Origin of the sequence: Octadecabacter sp. B2R22 (assembly GCF_018861045.1) — a bacterium.
GTDB lineage: Bacteria > Pseudomonadota > Alphaproteobacteria > Rhodobacterales > Rhodobacteraceae > Octadecabacter.
The window spans coordinates 96677-120111 of sequence record NZ_JAHKQJ010000008.1 but is presented as its reverse complement, the minus strand read 5'-3'; the positions used below and the strand labels follow the sequence as shown (position 1 = coordinate 120111).

Here is a 23435-nt window from a genome sequence, read left to right as displayed (position 1 = left end):
CCCGTCAGGCGGGCAGATCACGCCGCCTTCGCCCTGAATAGGCTCAACGATAAACGCAGCCGTTCCGGCCCATGCGGCATCAAGCCGTTCGCGCAGCGCATCCAGATTTCCGTATTCGACATAGTCGAACCCGGGGGCGGGGGCATTGAACCCTTTTTGATAGACAGGTTTGCCGGTGGCCGACAATGCGCCAAGGGTCTTACCGTGGAACCCGTTATGTGTGGAGAGAATGCCTGTGCGACCAGTCCGGATCCGCGCAAGTTTAATCGCGGCCTCAACGGTTTCGGCGCCACTATTGGCAAATGTGGTGATGGACAGATCACCCGGTGTAATATCGGCCAGTCGCTGGGCTAGCTTTTCAGCCTCGACCGGGATCAATGGCTGTACAAGGGAGGGCAGTTGTTCGGTCTGTGCGGCATTCAGCGCGTCCCAAAGACGTGGAGGGTTATGGCCGAAAGGAAGCGCGCCATACTGCGACAGAAAATCAAGGTATTCACGATCGTCTTCGTCATAAAGCGAAAATCCGGTGCCACGTACGATCTTGGCGTCCAAAGCAAACATCTGGAGCAATTCGGCGCGTGCCGGATTCAGAGCTGGTGTAGTGTCGTCCATCTTAATTCAATCCCTTTCGATGAAACAAGCGCCGTTTCTTTGAACAACTGCTCGGTCCTAGTACCTCGTATTGTGACTAGACAGACCAAGTACGGCCAAATTGAGGACGTAATGTGGGCGTTTCTAGACACGCTTTTTGATGGATGGTTTACACGTTCGAGGAACCGCTATCCCTTCGGTTCTTCTACTACACTGAGTGGTTAACGTTTACAGAGCCACATGGCAGGGTCATAGCCCGCATGACAACCGTTGCGCAAAGAATTGTGCCTAAAAGGCAGGTTTTTGCCCGTTATTGCGGTATTTGGGCGGTAAAAGGCCGGTTCTGCTCGTTCAGGATGGCATTGACCGTGGGTTTGAGTCGGCTGTTGCCGTCTCAAACCTTCTTCAAAGCTGAAGAAAATTTTGAAGACTTATCAGGGGGCTTTTCAACCACCAATAGACATCGATCTGGAGGCGCACGAAGGCGGCAGGAAATAGGGGGGCTTTCTTCGCATGCCACTCACTAGGGCTGCAGCGGTGCAGCGCAGCGTAACCCTCCAATGCTCAATGTTAATAAATCGTTAAGATATATGGGATGAGCTTCAGGCCAATCTCGTTTTCTCTCCACCCCAAACGGAATTTTAAGACAAGACCTAGCAGGGCGACAAAAAGGGTTTGTTGGTCTCATGATCTACCGCAAAGAAATTGATGGTCTGCGCACGGTCGCCGTGGTGCCTGTTGTGATGTTTCATGCCGGTTTGCCGGGGTTTGCGGGCGGCTACGTCGGCGTTGATGTGTTCTTCGTCATTTCGGGGTTCTTGATCACATCGCTGCTTTTGGAGGATCTTCAGCGCGACCGCTTTTCCATCGTGCACTTCTACGAACGCCGCGCCCGCCGGATCTTACCTGCTCTCGTGCTCGTGGTCGCAGCCTCAACGCTGGATGAGCGCGGTGTCGCTTATCTGTCCTATGCAGAGGCTATTAGGACCGTGTTGCCACAAGATGCTATCGTGGACGACAAGCTGACTTACCGCGACCGTGACCAATGGAGCCCACACGGCGTTCAGGTATTTGGCGCCCGCCTTGCCCCGACGTTGCGGCGCGAAGGCTACGCCGATCTGTTTTAGAGTGACGTGTTTTCGTAAAAACAGTGCGCTTCCCCAATAAGTTGCCTAACGTGTCCCCAAACATTGGTACTGATGCATAGGAAATATTACGAACGCTGTATTTGTCGTGGGAATGGGCCGTTCTGGCACGCATTTTACTGTTCGATTGCTGAACGGAGCATTGCGCGCTGTGCGCTACGAGGCGCTGGTCAAGGATCCCTCGACAGAGTTTGCCCGCGTGTTTAGCGCCGAGGAAGCCGCGACCCTTGGCGCGTTAACGCTTGTTGAAACGCCAAAAATTGAATCCTTGTCCAAATACCGCGATGTCTTGAGCGATGAACAGGTTGCCGAAATCGACGCGTTGGAACGACACATGAGCGCACCATCAGCGAAGGGAGAAAGCGCTTGATCCACAAGGCGGATCAAGCAAACTTGGCCCTAATCCATCCACGACTTGTAGAGGTCGCAGATCGGGATCTTTATTGGGGTGGGCGGCTTTGTAGCCCGAAGGAACGATCCTTTTCGTCACCAAGACCACTCTGAGCCGGATTTCCCAGAACCTGCTCGATGTATTGGCCCAAAAGTGTATCGCGAGCAGCCTTGGTTATGTTGATTCCGACCTGAGCACGTGGAGGCAAATCCGGCCCCAAAGCATTCCCGTCGTGATCTGGGTTGATGAAATACGCGACAGCCATAGACCATCGTCGGTCATCCGCTTGCGCAACGTCTCGCGTGAGACCGTGAAAGCGTGGTGCTCCGCCAGTATCTTAGCGGCTAGTTCCGGAGCGCGGCAGTTCTTCAATAGCGCAAACATTGCATTTGATCTTGCGAAAAATCAGACCCAGCATAGGCATTGTAGAAAAGATAGTTTAGCAAATGGATTGTCTGCGGCCTTACTTTCCGAAGAGTCGAGGCCGTTTTCGTGGGAATGTTCGGCAGGATCAAGGACTGGCGTCGCGTCTTAACCTGCTATGACAGATCGCCAACCGCCTTCTTCTTCGCTCTCGAAGCTACCGCCCTCTTTTGGTTGTGAGACCGGATCTCGAACTATATAAACTTGATCATTAATGCCCTTGTTCAAAGCCAGAAAAGTCTAGTCAAATCGATGACCGGTGCATCTGGACCACAAAGAAGGAAGTCTATGAGCCGCCGTATTTTCCGAGTTTTCTACCAGCTTTATTGTCTAGCGCTCGGAGTTTTCCGTACTGCGAAAAGCCCATACCGATTACTAGTGGCATGTCCCAATGATTTCCACTTTTTCCACCTGCGCCCCCTTATTGAAAAGTTGGCGGCAGACCCTGCATTCAAAATCCAACTTATCGCATTTGAGGGCGCGCATATCGATCCAGTTGAGGGAGTCGAAATTGTCCATAAGAAGGACTTGAAAAAGCATATCCTGAAACCGGTCGACATGTTCTTAACAACGGAATTTATCGATCCACCTAGCTGGTTTGCAACAACAAAGCTGGTGTTCTTTTTGCACGGGATCGGCCCTAAGGTATCTTATTTTGCCTCGCCCAAGCTTGCAAAATTTGATGTGATATTGGCACCAAGTCCTTTTGTTGCGGATCATCAGCGGCCATTCTTGAAACCGGGCGCACAAATAGTATCGACAGGCTTGCCGGCGCTAGATGTGTTTGTTCGTGACGATAAAGCCACTGTAGAACCATCACATGAGAAGAAGGGCCGCCCTGTGCTGCTTTATGCACCAAGCTGGAGCGCAGACCCCGAACAGATTTCTGCGGATCGCGCAATTATTCAGGCCATCATCGCGCAAGATGTCTGTGACTGCATCATCCGACCCCATCCCTTGTTGATGTCTAGCGGGCGTCAGGGAAATCCGAAGATAAAACAGCTTCTGGACGAGGCCGAAGCAACCAATCCTGCGATTAGAATTCACTCGGGGCCGGGGACAAGCATCTATGATGTGTTGCCGCAAGCCGATATTCTGATGAGCGATATAAGCTCTGTTCTGTATGAATTTTTGATCTTTGACCGCCCGATCCTGTTGTATCTCAAGGATGGGGTGGCAGGGTTTTACGATGCGGAAGATATTATTGAGAAGACAAGGCGTGCCTCCTTTGAGGTTTCTGATCCGGGGTCTTTTCACGACGCCCTTATGAAAAGTATAGCCCAGCCCACCGCACATGCACTTGAACGATGTCAACTGCTTGATGTGATGCTATATAACCCTGGTAATGCGACAACGGCCATCGTGAGTTTAATTGAAAAATATGCGGAGAGAAAATGAAACGTGTTATTACCTTTGGAACTTTTGATGTACTTCATATTGGCCATATCAATATTCTTGAGCGTGCAAAGGCTCTCGGAAGTCACCTTTGTGTAGGTATATCATCTGATCAGTTGAACTTTTCGAAGAAGGGCAGAAATCCTATTTATTCTGAAAAACAAAGGTTGAAAATAATTTCGTCACTCAGGTTCGTTGATGAGGTTTTTATTGAAGAATCGCTTGACTTGAAGGGAGGATATTTGAAGCAATATAGTGCAGATATCCTTGTTATGGGGGATGACTGGACCGGAAAGTTCGATATGTTTTCCTCTCAATGCGAGGTAAAATATCTACCTCGTACCCCGGCTATTTCAACAACTGAAATTATTGAAATTGTTAAAAATATTGAATAATAGTATTTTTTTACTACGTCATTGAAACCAAGCACTCGATATAATCTCGATGTAATCTATTTTTATTAGACTGGGTAGCCTGTGTAAGCTGATTTCAGACTGTTTGCCTGCATCAGCGGACTAGCTAAGGTTGTATTAAGCGTTTTACTAAGCGGCGCACCTGAAATATTCTTGTTGTAAAGCCGGAACTTAAATTGCTGATTATAGCATCGCTAACTTCTTGGACGTTGCGTCCGTAGGGATCGACTTGACCCAAAAGAATATCAATCGCGGCATCGCTCCAGTCTAGTTCATTACTGAGGTTTTTGCGATAGACTGTAGAAAATTCGGGTGTGTCTCCGATAAATCGTTCGGTCCAGACTTGTTTTTTAACGTTGCTGTCTTGAGAAAGGACAGAAGACAATGCTGAAAGCGCGGACTTCTTGTGTACGCTTAGTAAGTTGGCGCAGCGCATAGCCTCAACTTCAAGAGGGCCCACAGATTTTACGTTGGCGCGCTCTGCGCGTTTCATTTCATTATAAAGATGCCCAAAGCCCATTTTTTGGAAAAGGTCTATGGTAATATCGGCGCTACCATCAAAGGGCAGCGCTAAAAAGTTATCCCCAAAAATAGATCTATATGTTCGTGCCAAAAAAAGATAGTTGAATGTTCCAATATCTCTAGTGACATACCGCCAATAATTATGACTGTTTTTTTGATTTACGATAAATTCGCGGTAATGGCTGACTTGATAATTAACGATATTTCGCAGCGCGAGAACGCCGGTAATGTCAGTATAGCCATTTTCTTCTAAACTCGTCACAAACCGTGTAAGGTGCGAAAAGTGCAGCGGATTTGACCACGCCTCTGACGAAATGATGGCGGTGTGTGCGGTTGACGTTTCCAATTCATGCAGAAGGGCAGCAGGGCAGGCGTCACTTTTGCCTGATAGGTAATTTAGAACCAAAGGCGCGTGACGATGGCCTAGATTTTGTGTATTCGTAATGCCCGTACGCGGATGTAATATCCCTTGGTCCAGTAGGAAATCACGGTTTTCAAATAGGAAGTTTTGGAAGGTTGAGGTTCCGGTCTTGTAGGTTCCAAGGTGCAATATGATCCGCATTGATTTTCCTCTTAGAACTAATTTATCTAACTTTAGTGGAAAAGCCACTTCCCAGTTTAGAATGTGCCCTGGGCACATGCAATTTTCTTATAAGGTATGTTATGTTAAATCGTGCTAACTAATTAATCTGACACATCAAGTGCCTCGTCGTAAATCTGCTGCAGTCGCAGGGCTGCGGCGTCTGGGGCATACATCGCCATCAGCCGCGTCCGGGCGGCCTGACCCCAGCGATGAACTTTTGCGGGGTCGGATGCAGCGTCGCGCAAGGCGTCCACCAACCCGTTGCGCAGCATGACGTAGGTGTCCATCAAGGCCGCGCTGCGGTCCGGTGCGTCAAAACCTGTCCATTTGCAATTTTCGTTGAGCGGGATCGGCACGATCCGACCTGTGACACCGTCTTCGACCAATTCAGGTAGCGCAAAGGCGTTGGAGGCCAGTGTGGCGATACCTTCCATCGCGGCCTCAATGGTCACCCAACCGAGGGTTTCGTCAATCGTCGGGAATGCCAGCAGATCATGGTCACGCATAGCCGCGCGCACGTCCGGATTGGGCATACTGGCGTGATAGTCGACCCAATCCGTGTCGATCAAACGCTGGCGCACGATGTCGGCGGAGGTGGTATCCTGCGGATTGATATAGTCGCGTTGCGGCAGTGATGAGACGACCGTCAGCGTGATATCAGCCCCCTCGCCGCGCACCTGTTTGATCGCGTCCAAAAGCGGAATGATGCCTTTTCGCAACCCGTTGGCACCCACGAAAATCAGGCGCAGCGGGGCGTCCGGTTTCGGGTCTGAGCGCGGTTGTTCGGTGTCGGACGGTAGAACTGCACCGCGAAAGGTGATGATCTTATTGACGATGTCTGGGCGGTTCAATGCGGTGAACTTGCGCCGTGCCAGCATGGCGGCGGTGTCACTGAACGCAAGAATCTTACGGCACCGGTCCGAGCCAAGGATCGCATGGCCAATCTTGTGCTGCCAGTCGCGGTGCGGACCCAGATAGAACGGCAAGCGCGCCTCAAGCGTGACGACAAATGGCGGGCCGTTCATTGGCAGCATGTTGAACGTATGCAGTAGCGGGACGTGCGGCCGGACCACAATCGGGGTATTGCCCCAGAAATTACCGGACCGCTTACGTTCAAGCCGTTGAAGCGGAACACGGCGGACCACTGTGTGGGCGTAACGCGGCACGTCCATCAAGTAGGACACATGCTCAAGCCCATAGTTGGGTGCAATGACGCCCACCCCGATTTTTCCGTCAGGTATAGCGTCAGTACGGTGCAGATTGGGGGCTGAATACCAAGTGTTCTGGGCCATATTTTAGGACGAAACCGCCGCTTCGTTCCGAGCACGCATATACTGGGTCAGCATATGGATTAGACTCTGATGGGTGTCTTCGACGATACCATAATTGTCGATCTCGATATGGATGACAGTATCGGCGATGTCGGCCAGCTTGCCGCCGCTGAACCCCACGAAAGCAATCGTCGGTACGCCTTGGGCTTTGGCATATTCGCAAGCCTTAACCACATTTGTCGAATTGCCGGACGAGCTGACAACCAACAGGGCGTCTTTGTCGGTCAGATAGTATTTCAGTTGTTCAGAGAAGACATCGTCATAAGAGACGTCGTTGGCTAGAGCCGACAGGATCGACACATTGGACGCCAGAGACATGGTGCGAAACGGTTGGGTTCCGGGCACATGGGTGCCCTTGCTGCAATCACAGACTGAGTGGTCCGCAATCGCGGCAGATCCGCCGTTTCCGGCCATCCAGACGGTGCCGCCGCGTGCCACAACGGCGTCAAAGACGGCCAGCACATCGGCCAGTGGTCCCTTGTCGAACGACAAAAGCGTATCGGCGAATTTTTTGTAATAGGATGTCGTAAATTTTTGAAAATCATTAGATGTCATTGTTATGCCTTTATATACTGTGCCACGCGGATCATGTGTCGTTATGGGCCTGCGTGTTTAGGATACCCATCCTTATGTCAAAATGAAGACATTACGCGCGCCGGGCCCCTGCGCGAGACAGAATTTTTGACAAAAACCGCGGCACAGGCCCAAGGCGCGTCCATTTAATGTAATCGGGGGCGGCGGCGCGCAGCTGCGGGGATTGCTGCATCGGGTCAAATCGTGTCGTCAGCCGCTGGCATGCCCCGTCCGGTCCCGCGCCTTGGATCGCCAGCGTCAGTTCGGTGATGTGCAGCGTGAAAGCGGGACTGGGGAAATGCGCCCGATTCGTATTGATCGCATCGGCCAATTCCGCCAACCCGAGGCATTTGTCCTGCTGCCCGAATTCGCGCCTACGCAAACGTTTCAGCCAGGCCTTTGGTCCCTGGCCTGCAATCTCGTCACGCAGCAATGTGTCGCCGGGTGGCGGCGTGCGCAAAAGCGGGACACGCCGGCCGCCCACACCGAACAGCGCACCGAGCACCGAGTGGCGCCGGATCGACGCCGCATTGCGCGCCTTGAGCGAGAATGGCACGAACGGATCCAGCCGCACGGGGGCCTCGTAATGACGATAGGTATCGGCCGATACTTCGCCGCGATTACCGATGATGCGCATCCGGTGATCAACCGGTGCGGCAATCGAACAGGTCAGCCGCGCAACCACACCATTTTCAAAATCGAGCGTCGCGACCGAGAAATCGGGCGTGCCCGCAGGCTCCAGCGGTTGATCTGTTTTGTCTGGCAGGGTCTTGCGTGAAAACGCCGTGACATGGCGCACTGGTCCGAACAGCATGCACATCCAGCCCAGATGATAGCCCGCATGTTCCCAAGTGCAGCCCATTTCGTATTCGTGCAGATAAGGCCAAGGCGCACCCGAACGAGAAACCCATTTTTCGGGCGACAACAGATAGACAGGATTGTCGTCAAACTCGGCATAGACCATGCGTACGTCGCCTACCGCCCCTTGATCGACCAAGCTCCATAGCGTTTGCACCGTGGCTGATAGCGCATTGGACGGGGCTGCGGATAGCCGCAGGTTGCGCGCTTTGGCAAGGTCGGCAAGGGCGTGGGCCTCTTCCATTGTCATAGTCAGCGGCTTTTCGGAGTACAGGTGTTTGCCTGCCTCAAGAATGGCGCGGCTGACGCTGTAGTGGGATGGGATCGACGTCAGGTTGACGACCGTGTCGATCGTCGCATCCGCAAGCAACGTCTGCGCGCTGTCATAGACCTTGAGGTTATAAAAATCACCAACACGAGTGGCGCGCGCGGCATCAATATCGCACACCCCGGCAATCTTTAGACTGGGGTGGCGCGCCAGCGTGGTCATGTAGTGATCAAAGACATAACCGCAACCGATAAATCCGATTTTCATGGCGTGCGTCCAATCTGGCGCAGGGCGGTGTCCACGATTTCGAGCACCTCTACAGATTGGGACAGCGGCATGACGTCCGACAGTGTTTGCCCTGCGGCGACGGCCTGCATCAGGTGGTCCGCCTCATGGGCATAACCGTTGCCCAAGAAAGGTGCGCTCAGGGTTTGTGTGCTGCGCGCTCCTCCGCGAAGCTTGCCGCGCAGGGTGGCGATGGTCTGGCCTGCACGGCTTTCGCGAAACGCCTCAAACCGGCGCGGTGTGGGGGTGGTCACGAGTTGTGGTGGGGTCTGGAACAGTCGGGCCTGCGTGGGGCGCCAGACCGGACCAGCTATCTCGATGCGCGCCCTGTCGCCCCACAAGGTACAGGCATTCGAATCCCCCGCACGCAGACTAGCGCGGATGTCCGAAATCGCACCGGATTTGTGGGTCAACAGAACGGTGATGTCTTCGTCCACACCGCTGTCACCAATCCGCGCGCGTGCCACAACGTCCGTGACAGGCCCCAAAAACCAGCGTGCCAGTGACAGTGGATAGACCCCCCGGTGCAGCAACGCCCCGCCGCCGGCCTGCGAAAACAGCGATGTGGCGGGGTCCACAATATTGGGACTAAGGAATTTTCCGTGGAACCCGCGGGGCGTGCCGATCAAGCCGTTCTGAATTTGATCTGAAATTTTGATCATCAGCGGCTGGAAACGGGTCCACATGGCTTCCATCGCGAACAGGCCCGCGGCATCGGCCGCAGCAGCAATGCGCCCTGCCCCCGCAGCATCCATCGACAGCGGCTTCTCGATCAGCACGGGCTTTCCGGCAGCAAGAGCCAGCAGCGCGTGCTCTTCGTGCTGGGCGGGCGGTGTCGCGATGTAAACTGCATCGACGCCCGGCGCACGCACCGCATCCTCATAGCTGGCCATGGGTGCGCCAAGGTCCAGCGTGCGACAGAACGCGGTGGCGTTTTCGGAATTGCGTGAGGCCACGGGGCCGACAACCGCCTTACCCTTGAGGGCCGACAACCCCAATGCAAACTTGCGCGACACGGCACCTGTTCCAAGGATAGCCCAGCAAAAGCCGCTCATCCTGCGGCCTTGCGGTGGATGCCGGAAAATAGGGCCGGTCTGCAAAGTGAAACGAAGAGCGTCAAAACAGAATCTCGCGAACAACATCGGTCCAAAATACGACCATCCTTAATAAATCACAGACGTTACGGCATGGGCAAGAGCGCATCGGCGGAGCCCCGTGTGTAAAAAGGCCACATTACCCCTTAAACGCGCCCTTTGCTTGCCTTGCTCCGGCCCCTGGTTTAGAGAAATGGGGTAACAAATCTCGGGCGATCCGCACCATTATGATTCATTACATGACTATTAGAGGGATCGCCGACGCCTGGGTCGGTAACGAACTTCGGATCGTTCTCAGGGACGGCATTCCGTGCAAGTTGCATGCGCTTGGCCGCTCCGATCAGAATTACTTCTCCTCCGATGACATCGCCCAAATGGGACGGGAAACGCATTTCATCTACCCGCTGCCGCGTCTTGCCACAGCGTTCAACGTTCTTGCGGCGCCGTTCCGGTTTAAGATGCGGTTTTTTACGGCCCTGTGGAACGCCCTGAGCGGGGAGCGAGAGAGTCTGCGCATTCGAGCTGTGGGGCTTTGGCATTTTGTGGTGGCCTGTCATTGGGCGGCCCATCTGCGCCACGAAGACGTCAGTCATATCCACTCGCAATGGATCCATTCCGCGGGCACGGTGGCGATGTATGGTGCATGGTTAACCGACACATCGTTCAGTTTTACCGGCCATGCTGCCGATTTGTTTCGCGAACGATGTGCTTTGCGTGACAAGATCGCGCGCGCCGATTTCATCATTTGTATTTCCGAATTTCACCGTCAATTCTATCTGGATCACGGGGCTGATCCGGCAAAGTTGCACGTGGTGTATTGCGGTATTGATACCAGCCACTTTACGCCGCGTCGGCGCGTGCGCCCAAAGGGTGCGCCACTACAAATCCGATCCGCCGGCCGATTGGTCGACAAGAAAGGCTTTGCCGACCTTATCGAGGCTTGTGGTCTTTTGGCCAAGCGCGGCGTCGCGTTTCACTGCACGATTGGTGGCAGTGGACCGTTGGAAGCCGACCTGCGGGCCAAAATTGCTAATGCGGGCCTATCGGATCATATCGAGATGACGGGCACCGCACTCAAGCAGGAAGATATCCCCGATTTTATGTATGGCGGTGATTTGTTTTGCCTGCCCTGTGTCTGGGCTGAGGACAATGATGTGGACGGGTTGCCCCAGTTGAGCATGGAGGCAATGGCGTGCGGCCTACCGGTGATCACGACCGATCTGGTGGGCAATCCCGATCTCGTGATTGATGGCACGACCGGCCTTTTGGTGCCCCCGGGTGATGCAGCAGCGCTCGCCGATGCAATCCAGCGGTTGGACGGTGATGAGCCTCTTGCCCAAAAATTGGCCCAAAGCGGTCATGTGCACGTCAGAGAGACGTTTGATATCAACACCTGCCTTGAACCGCTTTTGGACAAGTATCGTACCGCATTGGAGACGTCCCGTTGATTATTACCCAAACGCCTTACAGAGTCAGTTTTGCCGGCGGTGGAACGGATCTCCCCGCATTTTACGAACATGAATACGGCGCCGTGTTGTCCATGGGCGTGGCCCAGCACATGTATGTCACCGTGTCGCCGCGGTTCGATAAGACCACCCGCATGGCCTATACCCGTGTTGAGATTGCCGATGGAATCGACAATCTAGAACACACAATCGCGCGCGAGGCGTTGCGGATGACGGGTCTTGGCGAATACCTCGAAATTACCACCGTGGGCGATGTGCCCGCAGGCACTGGAATGGGGTCATCATCATCGCTGGCTGTGGGATTGCTGAATGCGCTTTATGCCTACAAGGGGCAAGTAACGTCACCCGGGATGCTGGCCGAAAAAGCCTGTGAAATCGAAATCGACATTCTGGGCAAGCCGATCGGCCGACAGGATCAATATGCCGCCGCTTACGGAGGCGTAAACTATATCCGCTTTAACCCTGATCACAGCGTTGATGTGGAACCTGTGCCCTGCGATCCCGCTTTTCTGGACCAGATCGAAAAGCACACCTTGTTGCTGTACACAGATCAAAGTCGGGACGCCGACGTCATCTTGAAAAAACAATCCGAGGGCAGTGCCAACAAGTTGGATGTTTTGCGCGAAATGCGTGATCTGGCTGGTGAATTGCGCATGACGATGGGCGGGGCCGGAAACCTTGCTGATTTCGGGCGCATTCTGCACGAAGGCTGGCTTTTGAAACGCTCACTCGGGTTTGGGATTACCAATTCCGGTGTGGATGAGTGGTATGAAACCGCACGCGCGCACGGCGCGATGGGGGGGAAATTGCTGGGGGCTGGCGGTGGCGGGTTCTTGTTGGTCATGGCGCCGCCCGAAACCCATGATGCGATCCGGGCCGCTTGTGGCCACCCGCGTGAATTGCCCTTTAACATCGACCGCCGTGGTAGTCGCGTGATCTTTATTTCGGATCGCTATGCCTTTTAAGACCCACGCGGATGCATCAAGTCTGGAGACGCTATGAAAGTTCTGATTACAGGGGGTGCGGGGTTTATCGGCAGCCATACGGCGGATGCGCTTTTGGCGAAGGGCCACAGCGTGCGCGTTCTGGATATTCTGCAACAGCCTGTGCATCGCGGGGGTGCAAAACCCGCTTATCTAGATCCTGAAATCGAATTGATGATCGGGGATGTGCGCGACGAGGCGGCCTTGCTTGCGGCCCTGCGCGGCGTTGATGCTGTGTATCATCTGGCGGCCTTTCAGGATTATCTGCCCGAGTTTTCACGCTTCTTTTCGACCAATGTGACGTCGACCGCTTTGATCTATGAATTGATCCTGCGCGAAAAACTTCCCATTCAAAAGGTTATTGTTGCATCCAGTCAGGCGGCGTTGGGCGAAGGGCTTTACCTTGATGCAAACGGCACCCGTGTGCTGCCCGGATTGCGCCCTGACGATCAATTGCGCCGCGGGGTCTGGGATATTCAGGCAAGCGGCTCACAGGCAGGCCCACTGCAGTATCAGGCGACGGATGAAACCGTGGCCAACCCGCAAAACTGCTACGGCACCTCCAAGATCGCACAGGAAAAAGTCGCCCTGAACTTGGGTAGAATGTATGGCATCCCGTCCGTCGCGATGCGCTATTCCATCGTTCAGGGCCCACGTCAAAGCCTGTATAATGCCTATTCGGGGGCATGCCGTATCTTCTCGCTGTCGTTTCATGTGGGGCGTGATCCGGTGTTGTACGAAGATGGCCAACAGGTACGCGATTTTGTCAATTATCTGGATGTAGTGGATGCCAATCTGCATGTTCTGGAAGATGACCGCGCCAATTACGAGATGTTTAACGTCGGCGGGGACCGCGCGATAACGGTGGCCGAATTTGCAAGCACCGTGGCGCAGGTGTTTGGACGAAATGACTATGTGCCCGACGCCTCTGGCAAATACAGGTTTGGTGATACGCGCCATATTTTGTCGGATGTGTCCAAGTTAAAGGCCCTTGGTTGGGCCCCGGGGCGCAGCACATTCGACAGTGTGTCAGCCTACCGCGATTGGATGGAAGACGCCGCCCCCGCCGAAGATATCCTTGAGCAATCCGACAAGATGATGGCCGCCCTTGGTGTTGTGCGGACGGTGGATGCCGGATGACCACGCGTGCGCTTTTGTTGGCTGGGGGCTTGGGAACTCGGTTACGCCCGCTGACCGACACGGTGCCAAAATGCCTTATTGAGGTGGGCGGACGCCCCATGCTGGATTACTGGGTCGATGCGCTGGAGCACGCGGGTGTTCATGACGCATTGATCAACACCCATCATCTGCCGGAACCCGTGCGGGCCTATATCACACAGATCAACGCGACCCGCCCCGTGACCTTACACGAGGCCTTTGAACCTGAGCTGCAAGGGTCTGCTGGAACGCTGCATGCCAACCGTAACTTTGCCGACGATGCAGACGAGGTCGTCGTGATTTACGCCGACAACCTGAGCGACATTGATTTGAACGCCTTTTTGACGTTTCACCGACAGCACGATGATCCGGTGACCATGGCGCTGTTTCGCACGCCCTACCCCAAAAAATGTGGCATCGCGACATTGGACGGTGCTGGACGGATCACGGATTTTGTTGAGAAACCGGATGTGCCTGACTCTGACCTCGCGAATGCGGGGCTGTATGTGCTGAGCCGTGCAGCATGGCGTGAAATCGCGGATATGGATGCGTTCGATTTCGGGTTTGACGTGATCCCGAAATTTGTAGGCCGGATGCGCGGGTTTGAACATCAAGGGTACCACCGCGACATCGGCACGCCCGAAAGTCTAACGCAGGCCCAGCACGACATCAAAGGCCTGGCCTTATGAAGGGGGCGGTGTTTCTTGATCGTGACGGCACGATCATCGAATTGGTACATCATCTGAACGATCCCGCCGATGTGGCAGTGATCCCTGGTGCGGGCCGCGCCATTGCCGATCTGCGCACAGCCGGTTGGCGGGTGGTGATCATCACCAACCAGTCGGTCATCGGACGCGGTAAGTTAACCGAAGCGGGACTGGATGAGGTTCACGCCGAAATGCGCCGTCAACTCGCCCCGTCTGGCGCGGATGTGGATGGCATCTATTTTTGCCCCCTCGCCCCGAGCATCAAGGATTCCACGGTGATCGAGGACCCCATGCGCAAACCCGGCCCCGGCATGCTTTTGGCCGCAGCGCAGGATATGCAGATTGATCTGGCAGCGTCCTTTATGGTGGGTGACACGGTGTCGGACATGTTGGCCGGGCGCAATGCGGGCTGTGCCACGGTGCTGGTGCGCACGGGGTACGGGGCCGCCTATGACCACGACGCGGGCGCGATTGACCACGATGTCGCGGACCTTTCTGCCGCAGCACAGGTAATCCTGTCAGGGTCGGATAGATGACCCAGACATCTGTTTCCACACAAGACTGGCGTGCAGCCCTTGCGGATCATCCGGTCCATAAGACAGATCCTATTGGGGACCCTTATGTGTTGGGACGCTGGCACAAGGACCGCGCATCTTGGCGAGGGTACGCGTTTGAAGCACGTGTCGCCCTTAAGTCGCTGTTGGTGCGCAACACGCCAGCCAAATTCCTGATTGTGGCGCGGCCACGTTCAGGCACGTCACTGCTGCGTGAATTGCTTAATCAGGTGGTCGGCCTACACTGCGACGGTGAGGTTCTGCATCACGCCGTATGCGCACCGCATCGGTTCCTCAACCAGCTGGCGGGGATCAAACAGGCTTCGATTTATGGGTCCAAGGTCCTCAGCTATCAGATGTTCGAAGTCCAAATGATACGCGATCCGGCACAGTTCCTTGAGGGGCTTGTCGCGGATGACTACACCTTGATCCATGTGCGCCGCGATACGTTTGATCAGGCCCTGTCGCTGACCGTGGCACAAGCCGGCCACGGCTATCACATGCGCAAATCGGATAATGCTGCCACCAATGGGCCCCGCGTGGTCCATGTGGATGAAGATATCTTTGCACGCCAGCTGCGTCACCACAGCGCCGTGCTCGACTACGAAGACCTGTTAATGTCCCGCCTGCCCCATTTGCGCATCCAGTATGAGGACGACCTGAAACAAATGCAGGACCATCAAAAGACAATTGACCGGATATGCGCCGCCCTTGGGCATCCGCCGAGTCCTGTCACGGCAAATCTTGTGCGGACATCGACACGCACCGAAATCACCAATATTGACGCTCTGCGCGCCTGTGCAGAGACTGTTTTAACCGAGAACCGGAGAGACCCATGAAAATTTTGATCACCGGCGGGGCCGGATATGTCGGCAGCGCCTGTTTGCGTTATGTGGCAGCGCAGGGCCATGAGGTCATGGCCTATGACAATCTGGTTATGGGACATCGCGAAGCTGTAGACGATCACCCCCTTGTGGTGGGTGACATTGCTGACACCGCGCTGTTGACCAAGACCCTCAAAGACTTCGGCGCCGATGCGGTGATGCACTTTGCGGCCGCCACTTATGTAGGCGAAAGCGTCGAAGACCCCGAATATCATTACCGCAACAATGTCGGCGGCACGCTGAGCCTGCTGAACGCGATGCGCGCGGCGGATGTGAAACGACTGTTGTTTTCATCGACCTGTGCAACATACGGCATGACAGAGTCTGAAACGATGTCCGAAACCACGCCGCAGGACCCGTTTTCACCCTATGCGCGCACCAAACTGGCCGTGGAATGGATGATCCGGGATTTCGCCGAAGCATACGGTATGGGCTTCACGCTGCTGCGGTATTTCAACGCCAGTGGGGCTGATCCCGATGGCCGCCACGGTGAGGATCACCGCCCCGAAAACCACCTTATCCCGCTTGTGCTTGAAGTGCCGCTTGGGCAGCGCGACAAGATCATGGTATTTGGGGACGATTACCCGACACCTGACGGCACCTGCATTCGGGATTATGTGCACACGCAAGACCTCGCCTCGGCGCATTTGCTGGCGATCATGGCCACAGACGTCACCACACGGGAGGTGTTCAACATTGGCACCGGCAACGGCCAGTCGGTGATGCAGATCATCGAGGCCTGCGAAAAGGTCACAGGGCAAACCATCGCGCGCGAAATTGTCGAACGTCGCCCCGGTGATCCGCCCCGTCTGGTGGCCAAGCCAGATAAGCTGAAGACCCAATTGGGTTGGGAACCTCAGTACAGCGACATTGAAAAAACCATCCAGACGGCTTGGTCCTGGCACAAGGCAAATCCGAACGGATATGGGGGCGACTAACGGCCGCAAAAGGGAATGCTGGAGACGCAACGTTCGCACCCCTAAGGCAACGTAAACGGTTCAAGATGAGAATTTGGGTCAACCAGATACTCATAAAGGAACCTGATCATGACCCTTATCACTGATGCCGCGACCATATGGTCAAACCCTGTCACCTTGACGGCTGCGGAAGTCTGGCAGAACCGCGCCGGCAGCGTGTTCATCACCACCACAGATACCCCAGACCTGACAGATGGTCTGTGGCTGCATGAAATGCACGCCCTGCATCTTTCAGCCGGTGTGACGGTGCGCTACCGCAAGGAAGGCAATGGTACGGCCCTGATCGCACGCGAGGCTGTTTGATGCAGATGCTGACCGACCCTTACGGGCTGACAATCGGTTGGGCGCATCTGTTGCTCAAGGCGCAGCTTCCCGTGGGCAACCAGCCCCCGATCGCGGTAAACGACGAGGTATCGGTGGATCGCTGGGACGGTTCCGTGACGCTGGATGTCATGGCCAACGATGTCGATCCTGAAGGCGGTGTTCTGACATTGATCGCCGCGGCGGCCACGCACGGTCAGGCCGTGGTCGAACCGAACGGGACGATCATCTATACTCCACCGTCCGGATCCGATGCAGCCGATACGATCTCATATACCATCGCAGATCCCGAAGGGGCGCAAGCCAGTGCCGCCGTCACAGTGACGATCGTAGATCCGCAAATTTCGATCAGCCCCGACGACAGCAATTATCTTGTGGGGAATGCACAAGATGGATTGCTCGAAGTCACGATCACAACGCCGGATATATTTGCGGGTACCTATCAGGTTGACCTCACCAATTTGGCGGCTGGCCCGATCAGCGTACTGGACCCTCTTATCAGCGGTCTGGCGGATCAAGGCGAGGTTCTGACAGCAGATGCGTTGTGGATTTACGATCCTGACAATGGTGTTCCGACAATCAGCTATCAATGGATGCGCGACGGGGTGGCGATCAGCGGTGAGGTTGCGCAGACCTATACCGTCACGAACGCAGATGTCGGCACAACATTGAGCGTGATATCAACCGCAACGGACGCAAATGGCACTAATCTAACAACGAGCGCGCCTCAGCTTATTCTCGGATCGGTCAATGCCGACAGCTACACGAACGCTAATCCCTTGTTCAGTGCCCATCGTGGCAACCTGATGATGAATAAAGAATACACCTTGGAGGGCGCGCGGGCGGCTTTTGACTCGGGCGTTGTGGGCGTAGACAGTGACGTTTACAGCCTTTCTGACGGTGCTCTGGCCGTTACACACGACGCGGATGTGTCCTTGATGACGGATGGGACAGGTGACGTATCTACGTTTGACACCGCAAGTTGGCGTGCCCTCACTATCGACACGACAGAAAACACCTTTAATTCAGGCGCCGCCAGCCCGATACTTCAGGGTGACTTAATTTCTGCGTTCGGCAACGAGGCGATTTATACACCTCAAATCAAAGCCGACGGCGCTGATATAACCCTAGTTTCTGAGTTTGTTTCTGCAGGAATTGGCTTCAAAAACGCACTTGTTGGGTCTTTCGATCTTAACCATCTTACGGGCACAGGAAAGGCCATTGATAAAGGCTACGAAAGCCTCATCCTCGTCAGTTCAGGGACTGGCCTTCTTTCTGCTGCGCAGTCTGCTGGTGTCGGATGGGTTGGCCTGCGCAGTGACAATTCTCAGGCGACGACGGACGACTGGGCTAACGCTGGTTTCAAGGTGATGTTTTGGACGGTTAACCGCCGCCACCGCGCAGCCGAATTGCTTGCCTATAATAGCAATGTCATCGGCTTCTGGTCAGACGACGCTACCTATTTGCAAGGGGCAAACACCGTCACCCAAGACACTTGGGACAACGGGCTGTGGATGACTGGAATGTTGCATCACTCAGAACCCCTTGATGCCGGTATAAGCATAGGCAATAGGAGTGCGGTACGGCGTGGCACGATCTTGACGGGCGGGTATTTTGGTTGGGCCGCCCCTGCAAACGGTCAGAAAGATTATGTCTTGCAAGGTTGGGCAACGGCATCTGAGGATAAAGCGAACGACGACTACGTTCTGAACGTTACAGTTCGGTTCGATCAGACGGCAAACAACACATCAGAGTGGATGGCTGTTGCTTTGCATGATGATGCATTGGGAGACCTGCCATATTCCGATGCAGCGGGTCAGTCCGACAACGCCTATAATGTATTGTTCAGGAAAGACGGACGTGCGCAAATTTATCGCCCTTCTGATACGGGCAATACTTTAAAAGCCACCTACAACGGTGCAGCTTTTGCAACCGGAGAAGAAGGCACATACAGAATAACCGTCACACCGGCCTCTGTGACGATTGACAGGATGAACGGCGATAGCGTTATTGGAACGGCGACGACAAACGACACAGCAGGCCGTGGTGGCTACTTTTCGTTCGGTCGGTTCGGTATGTGTGGAGCATTCAAGAACGTGAGCGTCATTAGAAATTAAGGAGCACCATATGCGAAGATTTAGTTTTCGGGGCTTTTCTAGCGGGTCAACTGTCGCGTTGAGCGTAAACCAAAATGGCCAGACACGCAGCGGTACTGTGCAGGCGTGGGGTGTCAATGCGACCGCCACGGTCGAGATTGAATTATCAGTACCGGATATTTTGGTCGCGCCTGCGCAGGTCTGGGTAAAGGCGGTCAACATCCAGGGTCTGGCCCCGTTCAGCCTGACAGGGAATGTTTATCGGGGGGAGTTCCATGAATATTTCTACTATTGGGAGGTCCGCGGCAAACCTTTGGCGCCGTTCAACGCCCCTGAAAACATGCCTTCTGAATGGAACGATCCTAATGTTGCTAACTGTCAAGAAAGTGCGTTCTGCCTTACTGAAGTGGGTGATTACATCATTGACCTTGTGGTTATCGACAAGGACGGAAACACCGCAGTTGCCGCCACAGAAACGATCACTGTCACTGATCCTGATGTTGAGTACCCCACGACTGCGACGATCTGTGTTTCCTATGTCAATGACTTTACAGGTGCACCCTCTGGCTCAACTAATGTGACAACACTTGCTGCATTGAAGTCTGCTGTCTCTGCACGGGGGTCAACCCCTAATACCCGTATCCTATTCAAGCGCGGCGAGGTGTTTGACGATATGATCTTGCGCCTTGAGTGGAAAAAGATGGCTAACTACATCAGCGGATTTGGCCCCTCTACCGAGAAACCGCTCTTGCGCCCGCCCACTATCAAAGACGGTGTTATTGCAGGTGATGCCTGCATTGAGTTCAATGATATTTCCACTGCAAATACTATCATTGTTACGGGCATAAAACTTAGTTCGTATTGGGACTCGACATCAGAGACAGGTCTTTGGGGCCTCGATAAGTTGGTGTTCATTCGTCAAAATAAATATTTCAACGCAAGGTTCCTGTTCCATGATCTAGACTTTTCGAACATGTATACAGGGATGACGCTGGGCCAAGGTATCCGAGGAACCACGTCCAATAGATACATGGTCACTGATTGCACCTTTACCGATTGGAAAGAATACGGGATGCTGCTTGTGTTCGGCGATGGTGACACCTGCGGCATTGTAGGAAACCGCATCGTGCAACACGAAGACGCTCTAAATGGCGGTCAAAAAACTGTCGCTATGATGAACCAGCACGGGCCTTGCCGAGTTGCCGACCTTACAGGCAATTACTTTGCAATGAATGACTTGTTCTCACGCACTGGATGGTCTGGAGCCGATCAGCATTGCTTACGTGCAGCGGCATCTGCTCTTCATGACCAGTGGTCCTGTATCGACAGGAATGTGATGGAGGGTGGTTATATGATGATCAGCCTTGAAGGGGCGGTCTCTAAAACAGAGGATTTGCCGGGGAACCATATTGTTCAGCGCAACCTATTGGTCGCTAGTCCGACATTTTACGGTAGTTTTGTTGCCTCCCACAGAGGCGGAACAACAGTTCGCGGAAATTATGGTTACATCCCACCAGTTCAAACATGGCAGGGTGGTGGCTCCGAATATCAGATGTTTTCGTTTAATCCAAACAACTCACAGGATGACAATGAGGACGCGCCAATTGCGTGTTACAGCAACACTATCGCGGCTATGAGAAACGACACGCAAAAGGGATCGAAGACATATTCCCCCTTCTCTATTTCGGGGTTCACCAGTTATGTGGAGGAAAATAACGTGTATCACGAACCCAATATTAGCACTCCCGTTGTCGGTTCCGCACCTCTTGACCTAACGAGTGACGTCCCTGATGTGGTTTTGCGGTACAAGGGTGTTCGCGCTGGGTTTGAACCTGTTATTGTCACACTGCCAGAAGCGGGAATCGCGAACGGGGCAACCCTCTCTGTGCCTTATGCAGATATTCACCAAAGACTGACCCCCGCACCGGGGGCTGGGAGTGATCAAACAGTTGACGTAAACGGTGAGACGGATACCGATCAGGCATATTGGCAATCGCTTGCTGGTACGGACACACAGCACACACTGGCAATTGGCGGCATTGGCTATTTTTGCGCACATCTAGGCCATTTCACTGTGAGTTTCGCAGACGCCACAAATGTCGTGATCACCAATACGTCTGGTTATACTTGGGGCATTGATGGAACGTCACCAAGCCTGACCGCTAAATTGAAGCTGCACCGAAATTCAAAGCTACCCGCAATGGATACTAGTGTTGCTCAGGACGGTCTAACCGTGCCCCTCGCCGTGCCTGCAAACAACCAATCGGCAGCGTGGCAGAGTGCGGCCGGGCAGTTTGTCATGCCAAATAAATTTATCGACGGTACCGCGCGCTCTAACCCGATTTCACAAGGCGCTATGACGCCTTAGCGCCACGCAGGTGCGCAACCGCTCGGTATGTGTTCAAGCCTTTGGTGAAGGCGATGGTTGGTCCTATTGGTTTTCCGTCTTTAGTACGAGGGGCTGTTCACTTCTTGACCCAACCGCGCAGGGCAATCATCGCCTTGCGCGTATACTGCCCTGATATGCCGCGCGCCATGCGTCGCGACTGAGCAGCTGTGAACCGCGCACTTTCACCTGCATCCATGTGCGGGGTAATTTTATCTTCGATCACCGCCATACGCGCAACCAATGTCGCGATAGCACTTGGGTCTATGCGGGTACGGTCAGCGTTGTAGTCATGCTTGTCAAAATAATCGCGGTTGTTCTTGTTTACTGCGAGGTCCGTTGTCGCGTCGCCGCGCACGACCTTGCGCTGAAATTCTTCCCAGGTTTTGTTTTGATAGTGTAACACGCGGCCACGTTTGTAGCGCACTGTAGGCTTTTTCCAGTATGTTTTTGCAGGCAAATCATCGATATACCATCCCTTTTTAACTGGAAAGAAATGCACTGAATCTATGTTCGGCCCGATGCCCAACAGATCGCGGGTGCGCAACAACTTATTGGTGCGCACAAAACTTTTGGGCCACAAGTTCCAAGGGTTATCCCCATCGGCATGATGTTCAAATCGTTCCAATACCGGACGCGTGCTATCAGTGCTGACGGTCTGACTGCCATAACAGGTCCAGTGAAAGGTAAACTGGTTCACGTCGGGGTTTTCAAACAAACCGGCGATGTACTTTGCCCCGATATCGGGCGTGATGCGGGTAATCGGAAAATCGCTGGTGAAGAATTCATCGGTGTCCAAAAATCCGATGACATCATAATCTAGCTGTTTGGCCGCACGAGCCAACGCACGGTACGCGGGGATTTGCGGTTTGCGTGTACACCATCGAAAATCGACGCGGTCGATGATGCCAGCCGCATCCAATGCCGACAGAAGGCGGGAGGTGTCGTCATTGCCGCCATTGTCGGCCACGATCATCTTGAACCCCAGCAGATCATAATAGGCCACCCATTCCACAATATAGGGCGCCTCGTATTTCATCAGAGCGCAGATCGCGACGTTGCTCATGATCTCGCCCCGACAGGGCTTGGAAACGCCACACGCTGTTTTGCGTCAATGTCTGCAATGGCCGCCGCACGCCCACGTGTTAGAGCGCGACGTTGATAGGCACGAATAAACGCGATGAGTTCAGGATCATCCAGTCGCGGCTTGCCCCGCACCATCGCCCCGAAATACCCCTGCATCATCGCCAGCCCACCCAAAACATAAGGTGGTTCCAATGCGCGAAACGCAGCTGTTGCAGTAAAATAAAACGGGTCCGAGCCCATGAAGTATTGCCCGTATCCATGCCGGCGACGTCCCTCATAGATTGAAACCTGACTGGACCCCATGGGGCGCAAATGTTCGAACCGCAATTCTGGGGTGTCCCAGCTCACTGCACGCCACCCCAACTGACGCGCCTTGTGGCAATCAATAGCATCCCACATCACATCGCGCACAAACCCACCGATCGCGTCAAAACAGCGTCGGCGGTAAAATTTTGTCATGCCGACGGACATTTCATCGCCCCGTCGTTCGGACACCAACTGCCCGTGGCGCATCACGTAAGGTTTGCCCGAACAGGTCCCAATACGCGGATCGTCCTCCATGCGGCTTATCAATTCTTCGAAATACCGCGGCGGCAAATCGAGATCGAGGTCGAGCTTGCACAGATAGGTGAAGCTCTCGCGATTCGGCACTGCATCCAATCCAACGTAAAACGCATCGACCACACCAGGTCCGACAGCGCGGTGCCCCCTGTCGGGTTTTTGAACGATCCTGATCCAGTCGTGTTTGGCCGCGTAATCGGCCAAAATCTGCGGGGTCTCATCGGTTGAACCGTCATCAACGATCACCCAAAGCGCCGGAGGGCACGTCTGGGCGACGACACTGTCTAATGTTCGCCGCATGAATGCCGCCTCGTTTCGGCACGGCGAAATGATGACGTAACTGCGAGATTGGGCCCTATCCATTTCGAATGTCTAGCTTTTCAA

General features: G+C 54.2%; 22 protein-coding genes and 2 pseudogenes. 15 read left to right on the top strand and 9 right to left on the bottom strand.

Annotated elements, in window-relative coordinates; translation table 11 throughout:
• Nucleotides 1-612: aminotransferase class III-fold pyridoxal phosphate-dependent enzyme (locus tag KO486_RS12745; RefSeq protein ID WP_216037665.1), on the bottom strand; the 612-nt coding region annotated here is incomplete at its 3' end.
• Between the two features lie 665 nt (nt 613-1277).
• Between KO486_RS12745 and KO486_RS12740 the strand changes: the two genes are divergently transcribed.
• Both KO486_RS12740 and KO486_RS12735 read left to right on the top strand, forming a co-directional pair.
• Nucleotides 1278-1718: an acyltransferase gene (locus tag KO486_RS12740; protein ID WP_216037664.1), complete on the top strand. Its 441-nt coding sequence runs from the start codon at nt 1278-1280 to the stop codon at nt 1716-1718.
• 112 nt (nt 1719-1830) lie between these two features.
• Complete coding sequence (locus tag KO486_RS12735) at nt 1831-2106, top strand: hypothetical protein (protein WP_216037663.1); 276 nt, start codon at nt 1831-1833, stop codon at nt 2104-2106.
• 236 nt (nt 2107-2342) lie between these two features.
• On the opposite strand, the pseudogene KO486_RS16485 reads toward KO486_RS12735, so the two are convergent.
• Nucleotides 2343-2481 (bottom strand): annotated as a pseudogene (locus KO486_RS16485) (ISNCY family transposase); the annotation flags it as partial.
• Nucleotides 2482-2625: 144 nt separating this feature from the next.
• Here KO486_RS16485 and KO486_RS12725 point away from each other — a divergent pair.
• From KO486_RS12725 to KO486_RS12715, 3 genes and pseudogenes are all read left to right on the top strand, one after another.
• Nucleotides 2626-2730: pseudogene (locus tag KO486_RS12725) on the top strand (IS5/IS1182 family transposase); the annotation flags it as partial.
• A 108-nt stretch (nt 2731-2838) separates the two neighbouring features.
• Nucleotides 2839-3948, top strand: coding sequence for a CDP-glycerol glycerophosphotransferase family protein (locus tag KO486_RS12720; protein WP_216037661.1), 1110 nt, complete (start codon nt 2839-2841; stop codon nt 3946-3948).
• Nucleotides 3945-4340, top strand: coding sequence for an adenylyltransferase/cytidyltransferase family protein (locus KO486_RS12715; RefSeq protein WP_216037660.1), 396 nt, complete (start codon nt 3945-3947; stop codon nt 4338-4340). The genes KO486_RS12720 and KO486_RS12715 overlap by 4 nt, the downstream gene beginning before the upstream one ends.
• Nucleotides 4341-4464: 124 nt before the next feature.
• Here the strand turns inward: KO486_RS12715 and KO486_RS12710 are convergent, their stop codons facing one another.
• The 5 genes from KO486_RS12710 to KO486_RS12690 form a co-directional block, all read right to left on the bottom strand.
• Nucleotides 4465-5442: a hypothetical protein gene (locus KO486_RS12710; protein WP_216037659.1), complete on the bottom strand. Its 978-nt coding sequence runs from the start codon at nt 5440-5442 to the stop codon at nt 4465-4467.
• Between the two features lie 122 nt (nt 5443-5564).
• Entirely contained in the window at nt 5565-6755 is a 1191-nt protein-coding gene (locus KO486_RS12705; RefSeq protein ID WP_216037658.1) for a glycosyltransferase family 4 protein, read from the bottom strand.
• 3 nt (nt 6756-6758) lie between these two features.
• A complete protein-coding gene (locus KO486_RS12700; protein WP_216037657.1) occupies nt 6759-7349 on the bottom strand; it encodes an SIS domain-containing protein in 591 nt (196 codons plus the stop codon).
• A 91-nt stretch (nt 7350-7440) separates the two neighbouring features.
• Nucleotides 7441-8760 carry a Gfo/Idh/MocA family oxidoreductase gene (locus tag KO486_RS12695; RefSeq protein ID WP_216037656.1) on the bottom strand — a complete coding sequence of 440 codons (1320 nt, stop codon included), beginning with the start codon at nt 8758-8760 and terminating at the stop codon, nt 7441-7443.
• Entirely contained in the window at nt 8757-9833 is a 1077-nt protein-coding gene (locus KO486_RS12690; RefSeq protein ID WP_216037655.1) for a Gfo/Idh/MocA family oxidoreductase, read from the bottom strand. The genes KO486_RS12695 and KO486_RS12690 overlap by 4 nt, the downstream gene beginning before the upstream one ends.
• Nucleotides 9834-10111: 278 nt before the next feature.
• On the opposite strand from KO486_RS12690, the gene KO486_RS12685 reads away from it, so the two are divergent.
• The 10 genes from KO486_RS12685 to KO486_RS12640 all read left to right on the top strand — a co-directional run bounded on the left by KO486_RS12685 (nt 10112) and on the right by KO486_RS12640 (nt 21386).
• On the top strand, nt 10112-11320 hold the full coding sequence (locus KO486_RS12685) for a glycosyltransferase family 4 protein (RefSeq protein WP_252734766.1): 1209 nt from the start codon (nt 10112-10114) through the stop codon (nt 11318-11320).
• Nucleotides 11317-12303, top strand: coding sequence for a GHMP kinase (locus KO486_RS12680; RefSeq protein WP_216037653.1), 987 nt, complete (start codon nt 11317-11319; stop codon nt 12301-12303). Before KO486_RS12685 ends, KO486_RS12680 begins: the two co-directional genes overlap by 4 nt.
• 33 nt (nt 12304-12336) lie before the next feature.
• A complete protein-coding gene (locus KO486_RS12675; RefSeq protein WP_216037652.1) occupies nt 12337-13461 on the top strand; it encodes an NAD-dependent epimerase/dehydratase family protein in 1125 nt (374 codons plus the stop codon).
• Nucleotides 13458-14168 (top strand): nucleotidyltransferase family protein, encoded by a 711-nt coding sequence (locus tag KO486_RS12670; RefSeq protein WP_216037651.1) that lies wholly within the window; start codon nt 13458-13460, stop codon nt 14166-14168. The genes KO486_RS12675 and KO486_RS12670 overlap by 4 nt, the downstream gene beginning before the upstream one ends.
• The gene (locus KO486_RS12665) at nt 14165-14722 is read left to right on the top strand and encodes an HAD family hydrolase (protein ID WP_216037650.1); all 558 of its coding nucleotides are present in this window, start codon (nt 14165-14167) and stop codon (nt 14720-14722) included. The genes KO486_RS12670 and KO486_RS12665 overlap by 4 nt, the downstream gene beginning before the upstream one ends.
• Nucleotides 14719-15579 (top strand): sulfotransferase domain-containing protein, encoded by an 861-nt coding sequence (locus KO486_RS12660; RefSeq protein ID WP_216037649.1) that lies wholly within the window; start codon nt 14719-14721, stop codon nt 15577-15579. Before KO486_RS12665 ends, KO486_RS12660 begins: the two co-directional genes overlap by 4 nt.
• On the top strand, nt 15576-16562 hold the full coding sequence (gene galE / locus KO486_RS12655) for a UDP-glucose 4-epimerase GalE (RefSeq protein ID WP_216037648.1): 987 nt from the start codon (nt 15576-15578) through the stop codon (nt 16560-16562). The genes KO486_RS12660 and galE overlap by 4 nt, the downstream gene beginning before the upstream one ends.
• Before the next feature lie 108 nt (nt 16563-16670).
• Nucleotides 16671-16904 (top strand): hypothetical protein, encoded by a 234-nt coding sequence (locus KO486_RS12650; RefSeq protein ID WP_216037647.1) that lies wholly within the window; start codon nt 16671-16673, stop codon nt 16902-16904.
• Nucleotides 16904-19039, top strand: a complete 2136-nt coding sequence (locus tag KO486_RS12645) for an Ig-like domain-containing protein (RefSeq protein ID WP_216037646.1) — start codon at nt 16904-16906, stop codon at nt 19037-19039. Before KO486_RS12650 ends, KO486_RS12645 begins: the two co-directional genes overlap by 1 nt.
• Before the next feature lie 58 nt (nt 19040-19097).
• Complete coding sequence (locus KO486_RS12640; protein WP_216037645.1) at nt 19098-21386, top strand: hypothetical protein; 2289 nt, start codon at nt 19098-19100, stop codon at nt 21384-21386.
• 97 nt (nt 21387-21483) lie between these two features.
• On the opposite strand, the gene KO486_RS12635 is transcribed toward KO486_RS12640, so the two are convergent.
• Complete coding sequence (locus KO486_RS12635; protein WP_216037644.1) at nt 21484-22470, bottom strand: glycosyltransferase family 2 protein; 987 nt, start codon at nt 22468-22470, stop codon at nt 21484-21486.
• A complete protein-coding gene (locus tag KO486_RS12630) occupies nt 22467-23414 on the bottom strand; it encodes a glycosyltransferase family A protein (RefSeq protein ID WP_216037643.1) in 948 nt (315 codons plus the stop codon). Before KO486_RS12630 ends, KO486_RS12635 begins: the two co-directional genes overlap by 4 nt.
• Nucleotides 23415-23435: the final 21 nt, after the last annotated feature.